Here is a 16,998-nt window from a genome sequence, read left to right on the forward strand (position 1 = left end):
GATATGGGTCGATCCTGCCGATATTTAAGGTTTCACTTTTGTTCCCATGGCGAGCCCGGACTCCAGGGCTTTTTGATTGACCTCGATGAAGCCTTTGGGGATGCGGGTGGACAGCACCTTCATGATCGATTCCGGGGAGACGACGTCGGTGAGGCCGATGACGGCGCCCAGCATGCAGATGTTGAAGACGATGGGCTTGCCGATCTCCGCCATCACGGTCTTGTACATGGGCAGCTGAATCTGACGTGCATCCACCCTGGCCTGCATCTTCACAAAGCGGGAATCGGTGAGGAGAATGCCGCCGGGTCGTACGATCGAACTGAATTTATTATAGGATTCTTGTGTCAGACAGACCAATACGTTGGGTTGGGTGACCTTTGGGTAACGGATGGGCGAGTCGGATATAATGATATCCGACCGGGTGGCCCCGCCGCGAGCTTCGGGACCATAAGCCTGGGCCTGGGTGGCGATGAGATTTTCATGAAGTACGGCCGCCTCGGCCAGAATGATGGCCGCCGTGATCACGCCCTGGCCGCCGGAGCCTGAAAATACGAGTCTGCATCTTTCCATTACGGCCGCCCTCCCATTGCTCTTTCGATCACCTTATCGTATTCGGCGCAATATTCCGGTTTTTCCTCCTGAATAAAGATGCCGCGTTCGATCAGGGCCGGATTCTCCTGTTTGGCCTTGGAGCCGATGGGCGTCGTGTTGTCCCGGAACCACTCCATCATCTCGGCGGCTCCGCCCATCCTGTTTTTACGTCCGAAATAGGTCGGGCACTGGGTCATGACCTCCACGACGGAAAAGCCTTCGTGGAGGATGGCGGCCTTCAGGATTTCGGTCATTTGTCTGGCGTGATATGTGGTGGTGCGCGCCACGAAGGAGGCCCCGGCCGCCTTGGCCAGCTGGACGACGTCGAAATCATGGTCGATGTTGGAATAGGGCGCCGTGGTTGCCGACGTGCCGTAACCGGAGAGGGGCGAGTACTGGCCGCCGGTCATTCCGTAGATCCGGTTGTTCATGACGACGGCCGTCATGGCGATATTGCGCCGGGCTGCGTGGATGAAATGATTTCCGCCGATGGCCAGCGCGTCGCCGTCCCCCATGGGTACGATGACATTCAACTCGGGCTTGCTCATCTTGACACCCGTGGCAAAGCCCAGTGCCCTGCCGTGCAGGGTGTGAAGGGAGTGGAAGTCGACATAGCCGGAGATCCGGGATGAACAACCGATGCCCGACACCATGACGATCTCGTTCTTGCTCATACCGAGCTGCTCCACGCCCCGGATGAGACTGCCCAGGACGATGCCGTGGCCGCAGCCCTGGCACCACATATGCGGAAAGAAACGTTCACGAATATAATCTTTGACGGCCATGGGTTACACCCCCTTTCCCTGAACGAGTCGCAGGATATTCTTGATGTCGGTGGGTGTGATGAAAACCCCGTCGATCCGATTGGCCAGTACCACGCGCTCGGGGTCCTTCACGGCGCGCTTTACCGCTCGAGTGATCTGGCCCATATTCATCTCCACCACGACGATGTGACGGGCTTTGGCGCATTTTTCATCGATGAGGCCATAAGGAAAGGGCCACAGCGTCTGCAGTTCCAGAAGCCCGAGCCGCTCTCCGCGACGCCGTTGATGCTCCACCACATGAAGGGCCGAGCGGGCCGATGAACCATAGGAGATCAACACCGTCCGGGCGTCTTCCATATAATATTCCTTGTAGCGGGTGATATCCCCCACGTTGTTTTTGATCTTGTCCACCAAGTGCCGGAGAAGGCCATGGACGACCGAGGGATTGGACGAGGGGAAACCCCACATGTCATGGGCCAGACCCGTGACGTTGTAACGATGTTCTCCGCCGAAGTCGGACATGGGCAGACGTCCATCCTCCCGCGGCAGGTAAGGATGATAGTCGACCCCCGCCTTGACGGAGGTGCGGAGACGGTCCACCACGGGGATGGCGCCTTGTTCGGGGATGACAAGTTTTTCCCGCATGTGGCCGATGACCTCGTCGAAGAGGAGAATGACCGGGGTCCGGTAGGTTTCAGCCAGGTTGAAGGCATATACCGTCATCTCGAAGACGTCCTGATGGTTGGATGCCGTCAGGGCGATGATGGCGTGGTCGCCGTGAACCCCCCACCGGGCCTGGTAGACGTCGCCCTGGCTGGGACTGGTGGGAAGACCCGTTGAGGGGCCGCCCCGCATCACGTTGGCGATGACGCAGGGGATTTCGGTCATGATGGCGTAACCCAATCCCTCCTGCATCAGGGAGAAGCCCGGTCCGCTGGTGGCCGTCATGACCTTGTGCCCGGTCAGCGAGGCGCCGACGATGGCGCAGATGGATGAAATTTCATCCTCCATCTGAATGAACTTGCGGCCAAGCCGGGGCAGACGTACGGCCATGTGCTCGGCGATCTCCGTGGACGGCGTGATCGGGTAGCCGGCAAAAAAATCCAGGCCCGCATAGAGGGCTGCTTCCACGCAGGCCTCGTTGCCCTGAACAAATTTTACATTGTCGTTCATATTATTCAGAAGCCTCCTGTTTTTCCGGTTCGAGAATGACCTCGATGGCGAGGTCCGGACACCGGATTTCACACAGCTTGCAGCAGATACAGTCTTCCGGGCGAACGGCGATGACTTTCTCCATCTCGTCCAGCGCCAGCACATTCTTGGGGCAGAAGTGGACGCAGATACCGCACCCCTTGCACCATTCCCGATTGATGGAATGTTCCTTGAGTGTTTTCTTCGGCATTGGGTTTCCTATTCAGGGTGTTGATGATGTTTTTCGGATCCAAATCATCTGGATATGGGATGGTCCTTATTGTCATTGGGTATGAAAGTCAAGGAAAAGCGTGAGTGGATTTATTTTATTGAAATAAATCATTTCATCATAATATAAATGAAAAATATAAAATGATTTATATTTATTACCAACCCATATAAAATGTTGGCTAAAAAAAATCAAATAAATCGTTTCATCAGTTTCCCGACAATCTCATCAACATTTTGTGGCGTTATTTCATTTTTTTGACAGATGCTTTCGACTTTTTGCATTCGGTAAGGCGATGTCATATCATCCAGGCGGCGAAATATCCCAAGCCGTCTACCGACCATATACCGGGTTTGGCGTTCGGGCGGCAGATCGAGAAAATCCTGGAGGAAAGACGTCAATCGGGCCTTGTCTCCCGGCAGGACGCCCTCGATCTCTTGAAAGAGGTTCAGGACATGATCACTTTTGAGGGTGCTCGTGATGCCGTCGAGGTGCTGAATGAATGTCAGAATTTCTGCCGCCGTTTCCAGATCCGTGCATTTTTCAAATGCTCCGGTACGGTGTTCCTCGAACAACGGTATATGCTCGGGAAGAGCAAGCGTGCGAAGCCTGATAAAGTCAGGATTGATCCGGTTCAGCGCGTCGGCCGTCTCAACGGCGTGTTCCCTGGAAAGCGTCCTGCCGCCAAGCCCCGGCATAACGTATTCCGAGAGTTCCATCCCGGCTTTCCGGGTCTTGATCCCTGCTGAAATATGCATTTGCTTGGTCGTCCCTTTTCGAACGGACTTGAGCACCTTGTCCGATCCGGATTCCAGTCCGATATGAATCCGGTTGAGTCCGGCCTGTCGGATGGCCGAAAGGTCCGCATCGGAGATACGGGCCACTGTCTGTGATCTGGCATAGGAGGTGATCCGCTCGATCCAGGGAAAACGGCGTTTGAGATGGAGAAGGATCTCTACGAGGTGTTGAGGCTTTATGATAAGGCTGTTGGCATCCTGAAGAAAGACACTGGCAAGACCACCGGAAAACCAGTGAAGGGCCGCCTGGAAAGCACCGGTTTCATCGGAGCTGACCTTGGGTGACAGCTCCCGGACCGTCGCCATGCTGATCCGTCCCGTACCGCCGGTGTTCTCCTTCAGCATCGTCACGTACTTATGCACCGCATCGATATCCCGGATGACGTGAGCCACCGGGCGGAGGGAAAAACGTCGACTCTTGTAAACGGGACAGAAGGTACAGAAATTCCAGGGACAGTTTCGGGTGACCCGGATCAAAAGACTGTCGGCTTCACTGGGAGGGCGAATGGGCCCCTGTTCGAATCCTCTGTAGGATTGTTTTTCTTTTTTGCCGGAGGGCATGAAGGATCTCCTCTCGATTTATGTTGATGCTAAGGTTTTCAACCGAAGGATTCTGTGCGTTTCGTGAAACAGTCTCACCCTTCGAGTTTGGTGATGATGAACGGAAAGCGGTGATGTCGGAAAACGGCAACGTCCCTGGAAAGCATATTTGTGTGTCGCTCAGGTTCAGCAAGGGATCGGCGGTCGGGACTGTTCGGGCGTCAGCGTGTTTCCAGGCTGTCCGGAGAGCGTTTCAACGGTTCCTGAACGAAGCCGCGCGGGGCGTGAGCCGTCTCCGGACATCGAGGCTTATCGAAAGTCATTTTGAATTCAATGATATACCAGAATCCCGGACGGATCAAGTCGAGACGGCCCCGGGACAGGAAATCTCTTTGACAAGCGTGAGTCTTTGACATATGTCCTCACTCAACTTTCGACTCGACTTTCGACTTTCACAGGCCGTAGCCTCCCGGCACCGCTATCCGGTCACTATCATGAAAGTCGAAGGTTGAGGCCTCATTCAAAACAGGGGGTCTTGGATAGTGAAAAAATGGATTTTCGGCATGGCGGCTGTCGGCGGACTCTTGTCCGTCTGTGCCGCCGCAGCTGCAATATATTTGGCATCCGATCTTTCAGCTTTTGCCCGGCAACCGATCGCCCATGGCCGTTCGAACGATTCGGGAGCGTGGGAGACGACTGTTGTTCTTCCTCCCGGCCAGAATTTTTCGGATATATTGAAGGGACTCGTGGATGCCCGTGTCGTGGCGGATCCACGCCGATTCAAACTCCTGGCGCGGCTTCTGGGATATGACCGGCGGATTCGGGCCGGGGAATATCTTTTCACTTCGGCCATGTCGCCTATTGAGATTCTCGATAAATTGGCCAGAGGAAAAGTGGTGTTGCGCGCCCTGACCATACCCGAAGGGTTCAATCTTCGGGAGATCGCCGCCCTTCTCGACAGGGAAGGCATGGGCGTGCCGGAGCGTTTTCTTTCTAAAGTAACGGATCCGGAGTTCGCCGCAGCCAGGGGGATCCCGGGGAAGAGCCTTGAGGGGTATCTCTTTCCCGATACCTATTATTTTCCGCGGAACACGGCGGTCGAGCAGATTATCCAGGCCCTTCTCGACCGGTTCGAAGCCGTTTATACGCCGGAGTGGACGGACCGGACCCGGCTGATGGGTCTTACGCGCCACGAGGTCGTGACATTGGCCTCCATGGTCGAGAAAGAGACGGGGGTTCCAGAAGAGCGCCGACTGATCGCCTCGGTGTTCCATAATCGGCTGAAAAAGGGCATGCGGTTGCAGAGCGATCCGACGGTCATTTATGGGATCGAGAATTTTGACGGCAACGTTACCCGAGAACACCTGAATACCCCCACCGCTTACAATACCTATCAGCTCGGCGGATTGCCGGCAGGTCCCATCGCCAGTCCCGGGAGAGCGTCGCTTTCGGCGGTTCTCTTCCCGGAGGAGACCGATTTCCTCTATTTCGTGGCTCGCGGCGACGGAACCCATCAATTTTCAAAAAGTCTGACCGAGCATAACCAGGCGGTACGGCGCTATCAGCTCGGCGGAAAAGATCATAAGGAAAACAAGCAATGAACGCGGAGGACTATACCCCGGAACAAATGGCGGGGCAACGGTTGATGGTGGGGTTTGACGGAACGACCTTCAATGCGGAACTGAAATTTCTGATCGAGGATCTCAAGGTCGGCGGTATCATCCTTTTCGCCCGGAACATCGAATCACCGGCCCAGGTGGCCGAACTTTGCCGTTCGGTCCAGGTCTGCGCCAACGGATGCGGACAGCCGCCCCTTTTCATCGCCGTCGATCAGGAGGGCGGTTTGGTGGCGCGTTTGAAGCGGCCGTTTACCGAGTTTCCCGGAAACTCCGCCATGACGGGAGTCGAGGATGCGGACCATTTTGCCGCCGTGACGGCGGCGGAGCTCAAAAGCGTCGGGATCAACATGAACATGGCACCGGTGCTGGACGTGGCCCCCCTTGGCTTCGGAAGCGTTATGGAGGGCCGCGCCTTCGGCCATGATCCGGCATGGGTGGCTCGCCTGGGATGTCATGTCATCAAGGGGCTCCAGGCAGGCGGCATCATGGCCGTGGCCAAGCATTTTCCCGGCATCGGCCGGACGCTCCTCGATTCGCACCTGGCGTTGCCTATGGTCGACCTCGATCCGACCGATATCGAGACCGTGGACCTGCCGCCCTTTGTCGCTGCCGTCGAAGCATCGGTTTCGGGCGTCATGCTCTCCCACATCCTCTACCGTAAAATCGATCCCAAATGGCCGGCCAGCCTCTCCGTTCGCATCGCCAGGGATCTTCTTCGCTCCCGAATGGGATTCGGGGGCCTCGTTCTTACCGACGACCTGGACATGGGCGCCGTCAACCGTCATTTCGGCATCAGTGAGATTATTCAGCGAATTGTGCTTGCCGACATCGACATTGCGCTGATTTGCCACAAAAGCCCTAAAATCGTTCAAGCTTATGAGAACCTCGTGAAAGTGATGGATGCAGACCTCCAGGCGGTCCTGGCGCCCACATCGTCATTGAGACGGATCCTCATGAAAAAAAAGGATCTCTGAAGTCATTCTCAAACAGTTCGCCGCAGCACCTGCATCCGATTTTCGCGACCGGCTTGAGGGCTTCTTGAATGGGATCACAGCGAAAAAGTGAAGGCTTTCCGGTGTTAAACAATGAACGACGCATTTCTGTATCTCTGGTCCCGTCTTCCCCTCCTATTGATGTTTATCAACGGATACCTGATTTATCGTCTTCTGGTCGTCACCGGTCTGACAGAGCGATTTGTCGCGGCGGCGCTTGGACGGAGCGGCGGTAATCCCCGCAGGCTGTTCCTTTATATCATTCTTTCGGCAACGCTGCTTTCCTTTTTCATTCCCAACGCCGTCACCGTACTCACACTGCTGCCGGTGCTGAAGGATATCAAGGAGCGTTTTCATCCAGGGCTCAGAGATCGCGTGGTCACGCCCCTGACCTTGTCCGTCATTTACGGCGCCAATATCGGGGGCATGGGCTCTATCGTCGGAAGCCCCGCGAACCTCCTGCTCATCGGCGCCATGGATCTCTACCAGGTTCCCGGACGGCAGCTGATCGGGTTTTTCAACTGGTTCCTGTGGTCGATTCCTCTGGTCACGCTGCTGGTTCTGCTGGCATGGGGAGTCGTGGCCGTGGGATGCGGATCTTTTGAGCGCTTTGATGTCAAAAATCGTCCACGGACGGCCGGTCCCCCCCCGCAGCACCCGTGGCGGACGCTGTATGGGGTGCGGCGATCGGGGGCGCTGCTGTTTCTGATCTTTATCGTCTTCTGGACCGTAGAGGCGGTGATCAAAGGGGTCTGGTCGAGTTTTGCAGCATGGACGCCCCTGGTGTGCCTGGTTTATTTTGCGGCTTTCTGTCGCCTGGTGTTTTGGGAAATACCGTTTTCGGGTGAGGCGCCCCTGATGCGACCGGGAGATCTGTTCGAGGACTTCCCTCGGCGGGGTATTCTGCTGCTGATTCCCGTGGCGATCCTGGTGCTGGTGGTGCGATTCCTGGACCTCGACATGACCCTGTCTGCCTTTTACGGAAAGCTTCTCCCTGAAAAGGCGTCGGCTTTCACCGTGATGCTCTTCACCGTCGGCATCGTGATTCTGATGACCGAGGCCTTGAGTAACACCTTGGTGTCAACGGCTTTTTTCCCCATCGCCTATTTTACGGCAGTGAAAACCGGTTTTTCTCCCATCGAGCTCATGATCGCGGTTTCGGCGGCCTCAACCTGTGCCTTCATGACGCCCATCGCCACACCCTGCAACGCCTTTGCTTTCGGCGAGATGAAGGGAACCTCCCTGGTCAGAATGATGAGTCTCGGTTTGCTTCTCAACATGGGAACCACCGTCTGCATTGCCGTCTGGATGCATTGGATGCTCCCTCGAGTCTACGGTTGAAGCCGCTGGGTCCGGGATTTTTCATTTGACTATTCTGTTTTTCAGACGATAAAAACAGAAGCGCTTGGTTCGGGAATGCACCCAACCGATGACAGCGACACGTGAAAGGAGAAAAAAATGGATTTGAAGCAGAAGGGATCAACGGCGAACGTCGGCGGATTCAAGCAGCTGATGGTGAAAATGAAATGGAGCACGGCCGCCGATTTTGATCTTGCCGCAGCCTACGAGGATAAGAACGGCAAACAGGGATTGGTTTACTTTGGCGAGCTGGGAGATCTCAATGCATTTCCGTTCATGCAATTGAGCGGCGACGAAGGGGTCGGCGATACCGGCGGCAACAACGAGGAAACCATGCGAATCACCAATCTGGACGATATGAAATCCGTCTGGCTGCTCTGCTGGGATTACGGCAAGGTTCAGGAGGGCGCTCCCGCCCGGTTCAAGGAGAGCGATGTCTCCATGACGGTTCTGGATGACAAGGGCACCTCCCACAAGGTGGATCTCGACACAGGGGACATGGGGAATGTCGCGCTTATCGCCACCATCGACAACAGCAGTCCTCTCGGCGCGAAGCTGATCAACAGCAGCAAGGCCGGTACGTTGAAAGGCCTGAAAAAACTGCAGCAGCTGATGGATATCATCAACGGATGAAATGGGATCCTCCCCGATTCCATCCGTTCCCTTGATATAGACCCCGACGCCGGACAGGGGCGCGCCGGGGTCTTCCCGCTGCAAGGTCTCGCATCCCGAAACGCCGTCTCCGGCCGGGCGCCTGTCTATTCCTTGCTGCCGGCCACCCATTTGAGGCCCCAGCCGTAAGTCTTGTCGCAATCCGGATGGCCTTGATGGAAGGTCACCAGCTTGGTGACCTTGAGTTCACCGGCGCTGAACTCGATCATGGCGACGGCACAGAAATTCCGGGAGTCCGTCTGGCTGCCCATGGGCACCTCGAGGAGCGGTTGCCCCGGAACTTTTACGGTGACGACGGCGTTGGTGGCGGTCCAGTTGGGCACGCCTTCGTAAATGTAAGTGAAGATGAGAAGCCGCTTGAGTCGGTGCATTTGTGCCAGATTGACCTTTATGTTTTCCCCTTCGGTCCAGGCGCCGCTGCGGTCGTCTCCCAGATGCAGAACATACGGCGGAGCGTCAAAGCTGCCGAAGCTGTTTCCCAGAGGCTGAACAGCGCCTTTGGCCTGGTTTTGCAATTCAAAGAGACAGCCGAGATCGAGATCCACGGCCCCGCCGCTCCTGCCGCCCAGGAGTTTAGAGAAAAAGCCGGTTTGCACCTTCTCTTGGGGGGATTGATCCCAGTTGAGGTTGATGAGGATTTCACCGGCGGTGATTTTGGGTTTGATGGCAAAGCTGTCGCCTTTTTCTTTGAGGGTGACCTTGGAGGCGATTTTCAGTCGGTCGGCACCGGGGATTTCGGCCCGAAAGGATTCCAGGTTCATCACCCGGCTGTCGTTCACCAGTTCGCCGGCGATAAAGCCGCTTGCGAACCGACAGATCACCGCTACGGAGCCCGGCTGGGTCGAGTCGAGAGGGATCGAATGGGTCTCACCCCGGTCGGTCGTCACCTCGATCCTGGCGTCGTAGTCGGCGAATAGGTGAGATTCCCCAACGACGGCATCGGTAAAATTGAGGGCGCAGATATAGATCTCCTCGAAGTCATCGATCCTGGCGATGCTCATAACTTCACGGTTGTTTCCTCCGATTCCGCCTACCCCCGCATCTCCGGACAGGCGGATATACGGAAACGCGTCCAGGGCGCCCAGGGTGCCACCCTCGTAGTTGTCGGAATAGACGCCGCCGGTGCGACCGTCCCGGGTCCGGTAGAAGGCCATCAGATCCAGATCGACGGCGGCGCGCCATATCAGGGATATATCCATCCTTTTAAAGGCCCCGATGTCGGCCTTGGTTCCTTTCTGCTTGAGTTCCATTGGAATTGTCTCCTGTTGGGGTGCATGAAAATGAAGTGTATGCGATGGGGGAAAAACGGTCGCGGCCGGTTCACCCTTCCACTGAAAGTTCTCAACTCCAATCAATTCGGGTCTTGAATGTCAAGGAGAAAATATTCGGCAAAGCCAACGGCCGTTAATTGCCTGCAGGCTGTGAACAATGAAATGCCGGCTGTATTTTGGCCTTCATGAAATCTAAAACCTATGTTATATGCAAAACTTCACATACGACTATCCGACTTTATTTTAAAAAGTTAATACATCTTTCGGCTTTCGTGAGGGTAACCGGATAGCGGCTGAAGGCTGAAGAGTGAAGTATGACGGGGGATATAAGCCTTCAGCTTTCAGCCTGCGCATCTGATGGAACGGCGCAGGTCGTCCCCTGCCGGCATCGGCTCCTGAATACCGAAAAGTTGGGAAGTCATACATGGAAACCGAAGGATGCGGCGTGGTCTAAGCGACAATCCGTCGTCGATCACGGCGACAGGCAATGAATCGGATCGTCGAATCGACTCATCACTTGTACCGGGGTGAGCACGAGGGGGAATCATGGCGGAATACGTATGGAAGGCTAAAAACCGCAGGGGCTTTGAACAGAGTGGTCAGATCGAGGCCCCAAGCCTTGAGACGGCGCGGAGCCAGCTTATAAAAAGGGGCCTCAACAGTATCAAGGTAAAGGAAAAGCCCAAGGATATCCTCGAAAACATCTCGTTTCTTCAACCGAAGGTGACCAATAAGGATATCATCGTATTCTGTCGGCAATTTTCGACCATGATCGACGCCGGCCTGCCGATCATTCAATGCCTTGAACTGCTTTCCGCACAGGCTGAGAACAAAACCTTCGTCAAGATTCTGAAGGCGGTCAAGGAGGATCTTGCAGGCGGTGCCACGCTCGCCGATGCGTTGAAAAAACATCCGAATGAATTCAACGACCTGTTTGTCAACATGATTGCTGCCGGAGAGGCGGGTGGTATTCTGGACACCATTCTGAAACGGCTCTCGGAAACGCTCGAAAAAGCGGAACGCTTGAAAGCCAAAGTCAAAAGCGCCATGCTTTATCCGGCCATTACACTGTTCGTCGCCGTCGCCGTCGTCATTGTCATCATGATTTTCGTTATTCCGGTATTTCAGAAAATGTTCGGTGAAATGGGGCAGGCCCTGCCGTCGCTTACGATGATGGTGATCCGTGCCAGTGAATTTACCAAGGACAACATCCTTTATATGATCATCGGCGCGGGTTTATTGGGATTTACCGTCAAGAAATATTACGGTACGGAAAAGGGGCGGCGCATCATCGACCGCCGGCTTTTGGGAATTCCGGTGATTGGGGGACTGATCCGGAAGGTGGCCGTCGCCAAGTTCACAAGGACCATGGGAACCATGCTGGCCAGCGGCGTAGCGATTCTGGACGGTTTGGATATCGTGGCCAGAACTGCGGGAAACAAGATCGTCGAAACCGCCATTTACGATGTCCGGTCCAGCATCAAGGAGGGGCAAACGATGGCCGCCCCGCTTGCCGGCAGCGGCGTATTCCCACCCATGGTCTGCTCGATGATCGCCGTCGGCGAGTCTACGGGCGCCCTGGATACGATGATGGTTAAAATTGCCGATTTTTATGATGAAGAGGTTGATGAGGCCGTCGAGCGGCTTACGGAAATGATCGAGCCGTTCATGATCTGCTTTCTGGGCGTCGTGGTCGGTGGGGTCGTTATCGCCATGTACCTGCCGATTTTCAGCATGGCGAGCGGTATCGCATAGACGAACGACCCGAAAGGCGCTGCGTTTGAATTCCCCGCACTTTTTGAGTAGTCGACCCGCCGTCGCCGAGGGTGACGGCATGCATGTCAAGCTGAAATGGCTGATTTTTTTCCGGCTGCTGTTCACGCTCCTGTTGATGGGGTCCACCGTTGCGCTCCACATCAGGGATGGACTCTCGTTTAAGGAACCGTCTTTGATCGTTCTGTACGGACTGATCGTTTTTCTCTTGACGGTTTCCTTTTGCTACGCCGTCCTTCTCAAGCGCTTCAAAAAGACTGCCGGACTGACCTATGTACAAATCGTCATCGATACCGTGGCGATCTCGCTCATCATATTTTTGACCGGCAGTTTTTCAAGTCTTTTCTTTTTTCTTTATCTTGTCGTGATTATGTACGCAGGCATTCTGCTCTACCGTAAGGGCGGGTTGATCATGGCGGCCTTGTGCAGCATCCAGTACGGGATTCTGATTGATCTCGAATTCTACGGCGTTCTCAGCCCCATGGGCAGGATGGGAGAGTTGACGGCCGCGGATTATGCCTGGAGTTACGTACTCTACAAGGTTATGATCATCATGGCGGCATGCTTTGTGGTGGCGTTTTTGACCGGTATCATCGCGGAGCAGGAGCGGGATTCCCGGAAAGAACTGGCGGCCATGGCATCCTATACCAAACGCGTGGAGATCATGGCCGCCGTGGGGGAGATGGCTGCGGGCCTTGCCCATGAAATCCGTAATCCGTTGGCCTCCCTCATCGGATCGGTCCAGCTGTTGAAGGAGGATAGCCTGGACGGCCATGGCCGTGGGCATCGAAAATTGATGCTGATCGTCCTGCGTGAGGCGGACCGCCTGAGTTCCCTCGTGAACAATTTCCTTCTTTTTGCAAAGCCGCCGGCAGGCCGGCGCGAGGTGATCAATTTAGGAGGAGTGGTATCAGAAACATCCGATATTTTTGATAAAAATACCGACTTGTCCCAGCGGATCACGATTTCGAGGCGCATCGAGGCGGGCATATGGGTCGAGATGGATCCGGGGCAGCTGAGGCAGGTTTTCTGGAACCTTCTTCTCAATGCGGTGGAGTCCATCGAGAACGACGGCGCGATCAATATCGAGGTTCGGGAAACAAAACGTCACACCGCCGTCGTTACGATCGAGGATACCGGATGCGGTATACCGACAGACAAAATCGACGCCGTCTTTGATCCCTTCATGACCACCAAACCCAAAGGTACGGGGCTGGGACTCTCCATCGTTCACCGCATCATGGAAACCCACGGTTGTCGTCTTGACGTTGAAAGCGTCGTTGGGAAGGGCACTATCTTCACCCTCACCTTCACCACCGTCGATCCCTCGACGATCTTGAAACACTGACATACCCGTATCCTCCCGGCACCGGCCTATGATAGTCGAAGGTTGAGTATGGGATAGATCAGGGCTGATCCCCTGGATTGCCGGACAGGGCCTGGAGTCGTTTTTGCGCCTCGGCGGCAACGGCGCTGTCCGGGTATTTCTTCAACAGTTCCAGGTAAAGCTGCCGGGCATGGTTGGGATTGTTCTGCCGTTCCTCCAGCCGGGCCGTGTCAAACAGCTCCTCGGCGCGTCGCTCCGAGCAGGACGCCCCGACAAAAAAGGTGAAGGTCGCCAGAGCGATCAACATAAGGCGTCTCATCATGTCGCCCTCCTTTAGAATGTAGTGTTTACGGTGCCCAACGCCTCTTATGCACGACCGATGCAGCGCATCATCCATCGGATACGGGGTGATGTGTCGTCATTTTTCCGCGGCCGAACGACAACGCTCCCTGATGAAATTCATCATGTCGTTGATCCGTGCCTTGTTTTGAACATAGTTCGCCTTGGCTGCTTTGATGAGGCTGTTTCGAACCGCATCCACATCGGGCAGTTCGGGCATTTTTTTGACGTTGAGCGAGCTGAATTCAATATGTTTGAAGGCCAGGTCTCTGTTGAGGGAACACTCGTCGCCGTAATACGTTCCACCCCCCGTGAAATGTTCCTTGGCCTGGGTTGCCTGATCGAATCGTTTGGCGGCCTGGAGGATTTGACTTGGCAGGCATCGACTGTTGATGCGGTCGACCTCTTCGTTGATAAGAATGCACATGCTTTCCAGCAGGCGATAGTCGGCGTCGTCGACCTGGATTCGCCCTTTTTCGGGACGGTCCGTCAGAGTGCCGTGGTTATAGTTATGACAGGCGACTGCTAACGCCTCGTATGCCCACAGCACCCATTTGACATATTCGCCCTTGCGCGTCAGGGCGGACGGCACGACATCCGGCAAGGCGTTTTCGATCAGCTCCCCCTTGACAGGGAAGGCTTCGGCGTCAAGGCCGATGGCCTCATAGAGGGATCGGGCCGCCTGGGGCGTCACCATGAGATAACCGAGGAAGGCCGCCTTATCGTTGACGTCGCCTTCCTTGAGACGAAGCATGTCGGCGGTTTTATGCAACAGTTTTATATGTTCTTCCAGTTGAACCCGATCTCCGAAAAAATTGTTGGCCATATCGGTGAGTACTTCGTCAGCCAATGCTTCTGAAAAATCCTCGTGTGCCATCATCGCCTCCTTCAGCCGGGTTGATCTTCCTCGATGTTCCCGCTGCTCTATTTTACAGTATGGCCCCCGCCTTTCATCGCCGGATTGATGAAATCGAAAGGATAGGCAACAAATAGTTAAATATCTCATTTCATCTGTTTTGGCAATTACGCATTGAAAACGGCCCCGGTATGAATATTTTTTGCTTGACCAAATTGATAATATAAAATATATGATCGCCTTTCAAATAAATAATATTCAGGAAGTGATCAAATGGGCATCAGAGAAAGAAAAGAGAGGGAACGAGAGCGGCGTCGGCAACAGATCATTGTGGCTGCCAAACGCGTGTTTTCGGACAAAGGCTTCAATAAATCGACTATGGAGGACATCGCCAAGGAGGCCGAACTCAGTCCGGGAACGCTTTATCTCTATTTCAAGAACAAGGATGAACTTTATGCATCCCTTTCGCTGCGAATTCTGCAATATCTAATCATACGCCTCGAACATGTCAATGGAAATAACGAGATGGACCCCATTCAGAAGGTCGAAGCCCTCAATGAGGCGATGTTCGACGTTTACGAGTTTGATCCGCTCATCATCATCAACATGTTCCATCTGCAATCAAGCGAGACCCTCAAAAATCTTTCGGACGAACTTTTACGTGAAATCGAGGACTTGTCCAGGAAGTCCCTCGGCGTAATTGCCGGAATTTTTCAGGAAGGCATTGATAAGGGGGTGTTTATCGACGAGCACCCCATCGCGCTTGCCGATATTTTCTGGTCCTTGTTCTCGGGCGTCATTCTCTGGGAATCGAGCAAGAGCATCATTAACGGCAACAAGGATTACCTGAGGGATACCTTGAAAATCGCCTTTGAGGTATTTGTCAGGGGGTTGAAAAAGGCGTAAAGACCCAACCCGCCGCCCAACCGATGTGACGCGGTCGGCAGCGGGCGGTCCATCCGTCAGCGTCGATCCGGAAACAACGTGACGGACAAGTCGCGCAGTTTGTATTTCTGGATCTTTCCGCTGGCCGTCATCGGATAATCGTCGACAAAGGCGACGTAGCGGGGAATTTTATAATGGCTGATCCTGCCTCTGCAGAAATCCCGCACATCCTCCGGCGCCATGACATGGCCCTCCTTGATTTTGATGAAGGCGCCGATCTCCTCGCCGTACTTAGGACTGGGAACGCCGGCCACCTGAACGTCCGCTATCCCTTCCATCTGAAAGAGAAATTCTTCGATCTCCCTGGGATAGATATTTTCTCCCCCCCGGATGATCATATCTTTATGCCGTCCCGTGATACTCAGATAGCCGTTCTCATCCATGACGCCGAGATCGCCTGAGTGGAGCCAGCCGTCAGTGTCGACGGCCTGAGCCGTGGCCTCGGACATATTGTAGTATCCTTTCATGACGTTGTATCCCCGGCAACAGACCTCTCCCTGCGTACCGACGGGGAGGGGGGCGTGGGTTTCAGGGTCCACGATACGGACTTCGATGCCCGGCAAGGCCCGACCGACGGACTCCACGCGAAGGCGGATATCATCCTCGGCGCGGGTTTGGGTGATCACCGGCGAGGTTTCCGTAAGGCCGTAGCAGATGGTGATCTCGTGCATATTCAGGCGATCGATTACCTGTTTCATGATCTCGATGGGGCAGGGTGATCCCGCCATGATGCCGGTCCGGAGGGTGCTGAAATCGAATTTGTCGAACAGTTTGTGGTGCAGGACCGCCATGAACATGGTGGGCACCCCATAGAGGGCCGTGCAACGTTCCTCTTCCACCGACGCCATGACGTCCACCGGATCGAAGCTTTCCAGAAAAACCATGGTTGCAGCATGAGATACTGCCCCCAATACGCCCATAACGCAGCCAAAACAATGAAACAGCGGCACGGGGATGCAGATTCGGTCGGCCGGTGTGAATCGCTGGTTTTCGCCGACCCAGAAGCCGTTGTTGACAATATTGTGATGGGTCAGCATGACGCCTTTGGGGAACCCTGTGGTTCCCGAGGTGTACTGCATGTTGACGACGTCATGCGGATTCAGCGTTCGCCGGCGCTCCTGGTAGGCTGCGTCGGTGGTCATGACGGCGAGCGCCAGGATTTCCGGGATGGTATACATCCCTCTGTGCTTTTCCTGCCCCAGGAAGCAGACGCGCTTCAGGGAGGGGAATTTCGGGCTTGTGAGAAAGCCCCGCTCCTGAAGTTTCAATTCGGGAACCAACTCGTAAACGGTTTGTACGTAATCCGTATCTCGAAATCCATCGATGATGAAAAGGTTTTCCGTCTCGGATTGTTTCAACAGATAAGTCAGCTCGCTCGATTTGTAATTCGTGTTGACCGTGAGCAGGACGGCACCGATTTTGGCTGTCGCGAACTGAAGTGCAACCCAGTAAGGGACATTGGTGGCCCAGACGGCCACCTTTTCGCCCTTTTGAATGCCCAGAGCCATCAGGCCTCGGGCCAGGCGATCCACCAGATCCCCGAATTCCCTGTAACTGAGACGGAATGCCCGGTCGACATAAATGACGGCGTCGTTGTCCGGATGTGTTGAAACCGCCTGATCCAGAAGCTGTCCCAGGGTCACGTCCATCAGTTTGTCCGTACGCATGAAAACTCCTTAAAATTCAACTTTAGGTGTTCATCGGCAGGTGTCGTCAGCGGATGACCCATGCTG

General features: G+C 54.9%; 16 protein-coding genes. 7 read left to right on the forward strand and 9 right to left on the reverse strand.

The window, feature by feature from the left end; all coding sequences use genetic code 11:
- Positions 1–24 precede the first annotated feature (24 nt).
- The 5 genes from dmul_RS08340 to dmul_RS08360 all read right to left on the reverse strand — a co-directional run bounded on the left by dmul_RS08340 (position 25) and on the right by dmul_RS08360 (position 4,133).
- The gene (locus tag dmul_RS08340) at positions 25–570 is read right to left on the reverse strand and encodes a 2-oxoacid:acceptor oxidoreductase family protein (RefSeq protein WP_020875641.1); all 546 of its coding nucleotides are present in this window, start codon (positions 568–570) and stop codon (positions 25–27) included.
- Positions 570–1,376, reverse strand: coding sequence for a 2-oxoacid:ferredoxin oxidoreductase subunit beta (locus dmul_RS08345; protein WP_020875642.1), 807 nt, complete (start codon positions 1,374–1,376; stop codon positions 570–572). Before dmul_RS08345 ends, dmul_RS08340 begins: the two co-directional genes overlap by 1 nt.
- A gap of 3 nt (positions 1,377–1,379) precedes the next feature.
- Positions 1,380–2,528, reverse strand: a complete 1,149-nt coding sequence (locus dmul_RS08350) for a 2-oxoacid:acceptor oxidoreductase subunit alpha (protein WP_020875643.1) — start codon at positions 2,526–2,528, stop codon at positions 1,380–1,382.
- Between the two features lies 1 nt (position 2,529).
- Positions 2,530–2,757 (reverse strand): 4Fe-4S dicluster domain-containing protein, encoded by a 228-nt coding sequence (locus dmul_RS08355; protein ID WP_020875644.1) that lies wholly within the window; start codon positions 2,755–2,757, stop codon positions 2,530–2,532.
- Between the two features lie 209 nt (positions 2,758–2,966).
- The gene (locus tag dmul_RS08360; protein WP_020875645.1) at positions 2,967–4,133 is read right to left on the reverse strand and encodes a radical SAM protein; all 1,167 of its coding nucleotides are present in this window, start codon (positions 4,131–4,133) and stop codon (positions 2,967–2,969) included.
- A 521-nt stretch (positions 4,134–4,654) separates the two neighbouring features.
- Here dmul_RS08360 and mltG point away from each other — a divergent pair.
- The 4 genes from mltG (at position 4,655) to dmul_RS08385 (ending at position 8,715) form a co-directional block, all read left to right on the forward strand.
- Complete coding sequence (gene mltG / locus dmul_RS08370) at positions 4,655–5,713, forward strand: endolytic transglycosylase MltG (protein WP_020875646.1); 1,059 nt, start codon at positions 4,655–4,657, stop codon at positions 5,711–5,713.
- Entirely contained in the window at positions 5,710–6,705 is a 996-nt protein-coding gene (gene nagZ, locus dmul_RS08375) for a beta-N-acetylhexosaminidase (protein WP_020875647.1), read from the forward strand. Before mltG ends, nagZ begins: the two co-directional genes overlap by 4 nt.
- A gap of 111 nt (positions 6,706–6,816) precedes the next feature.
- The gene (locus dmul_RS08380; protein ID WP_020875648.1) at positions 6,817–8,064 is read left to right on the forward strand and encodes an SLC13 family permease; all 1,248 of its coding nucleotides are present in this window, start codon (positions 6,817–6,819) and stop codon (positions 8,062–8,064) included.
- Positions 8,065–8,181: 117 nt separating this feature from the next.
- Positions 8,182–8,715: a TerD family protein gene (locus tag dmul_RS08385; RefSeq protein WP_020875649.1), complete on the forward strand. Its 534-nt coding sequence runs from the start codon at positions 8,182–8,184 to the stop codon at positions 8,713–8,715.
- Between the two features lie 125 nt (positions 8,716–8,840).
- On the opposite strand, the gene dmul_RS20605 is transcribed toward dmul_RS08385, so the two are convergent.
- Complete coding sequence (locus dmul_RS20605; RefSeq protein ID WP_020875650.1) at positions 8,841–10,004, reverse strand: TerD family protein; 1,164 nt, start codon at positions 10,002–10,004, stop codon at positions 8,841–8,843.
- A 567-nt stretch (positions 10,005–10,571) separates the two neighbouring features.
- On the opposite strand from dmul_RS20605, the gene dmul_RS08395 reads away from it, so the two are divergent.
- Both dmul_RS08395 and dmul_RS08400 read left to right on the forward strand, forming a co-directional pair.
- The gene (locus dmul_RS08395; protein WP_020875651.1) at positions 10,572–11,780 is read left to right on the forward strand and encodes a type II secretion system F family protein; all 1,209 of its coding nucleotides are present in this window, start codon (positions 10,572–10,574) and stop codon (positions 11,778–11,780) included.
- Between the two features lie 79 nt (positions 11,781–11,859).
- On the forward strand, positions 11,860–13,146 hold the full coding sequence (locus dmul_RS08400; protein ID WP_020875652.1) for a two-component system sensor histidine kinase NtrB: 1,287 nt from the start codon (positions 11,860–11,862) through the stop codon (positions 13,144–13,146).
- 58 nt (positions 13,147–13,204) lie between these two features.
- Here dmul_RS08400 and dmul_RS08405 read toward each other — a convergent pair whose 3' ends face one another.
- On the reverse strand, positions 13,205–13,447 hold the full coding sequence (locus dmul_RS08405) for a tetratricopeptide repeat protein (RefSeq protein ID WP_020875653.1): 243 nt from the start codon (positions 13,445–13,447) through the stop codon (positions 13,205–13,207).
- Positions 13,448–13,543: 96 nt separating this feature from the next.
- Positions 13,544–14,344 carry a hypothetical protein gene (locus dmul_RS08410; protein ID WP_169829052.1) on the reverse strand — a complete coding sequence of 267 codons (801 nt, stop codon included), beginning with the start codon at positions 14,342–14,344 and terminating at the stop codon, positions 13,544–13,546.
- Between the two features lie 249 nt (positions 14,345–14,593).
- On the opposite strand from dmul_RS08410, the gene dmul_RS08415 reads away from it, so the two are divergent.
- Positions 14,594–15,226: a TetR/AcrR family transcriptional regulator gene (locus tag dmul_RS08415; protein WP_020875655.1), complete on the forward strand. Its 633-nt coding sequence runs from the start codon at positions 14,594–14,596 to the stop codon at positions 15,224–15,226.
- 56 nt (positions 15,227–15,282) lie between these two features.
- Here dmul_RS08415 and dmul_RS08420 read toward each other — a convergent pair whose 3' ends face one another.
- Positions 15,283–16,932: an AMP-binding protein gene (locus dmul_RS08420; RefSeq protein WP_020875656.1), complete on the reverse strand. Its 1,650-nt coding sequence runs from the start codon at positions 16,930–16,932 to the stop codon at positions 15,283–15,285.
- Between the last annotated feature and the right edge of the window lie 66 nt (positions 16,933–16,998).

The organism is Desulfococcus multivorans (assembly GCF_001854245.1).
GTDB classification, from domain to species: domain Bacteria; phylum Desulfobacterota; class Desulfobacteria; order Desulfobacterales; family Desulfococcaceae; genus Desulfococcus; species Desulfococcus multivorans.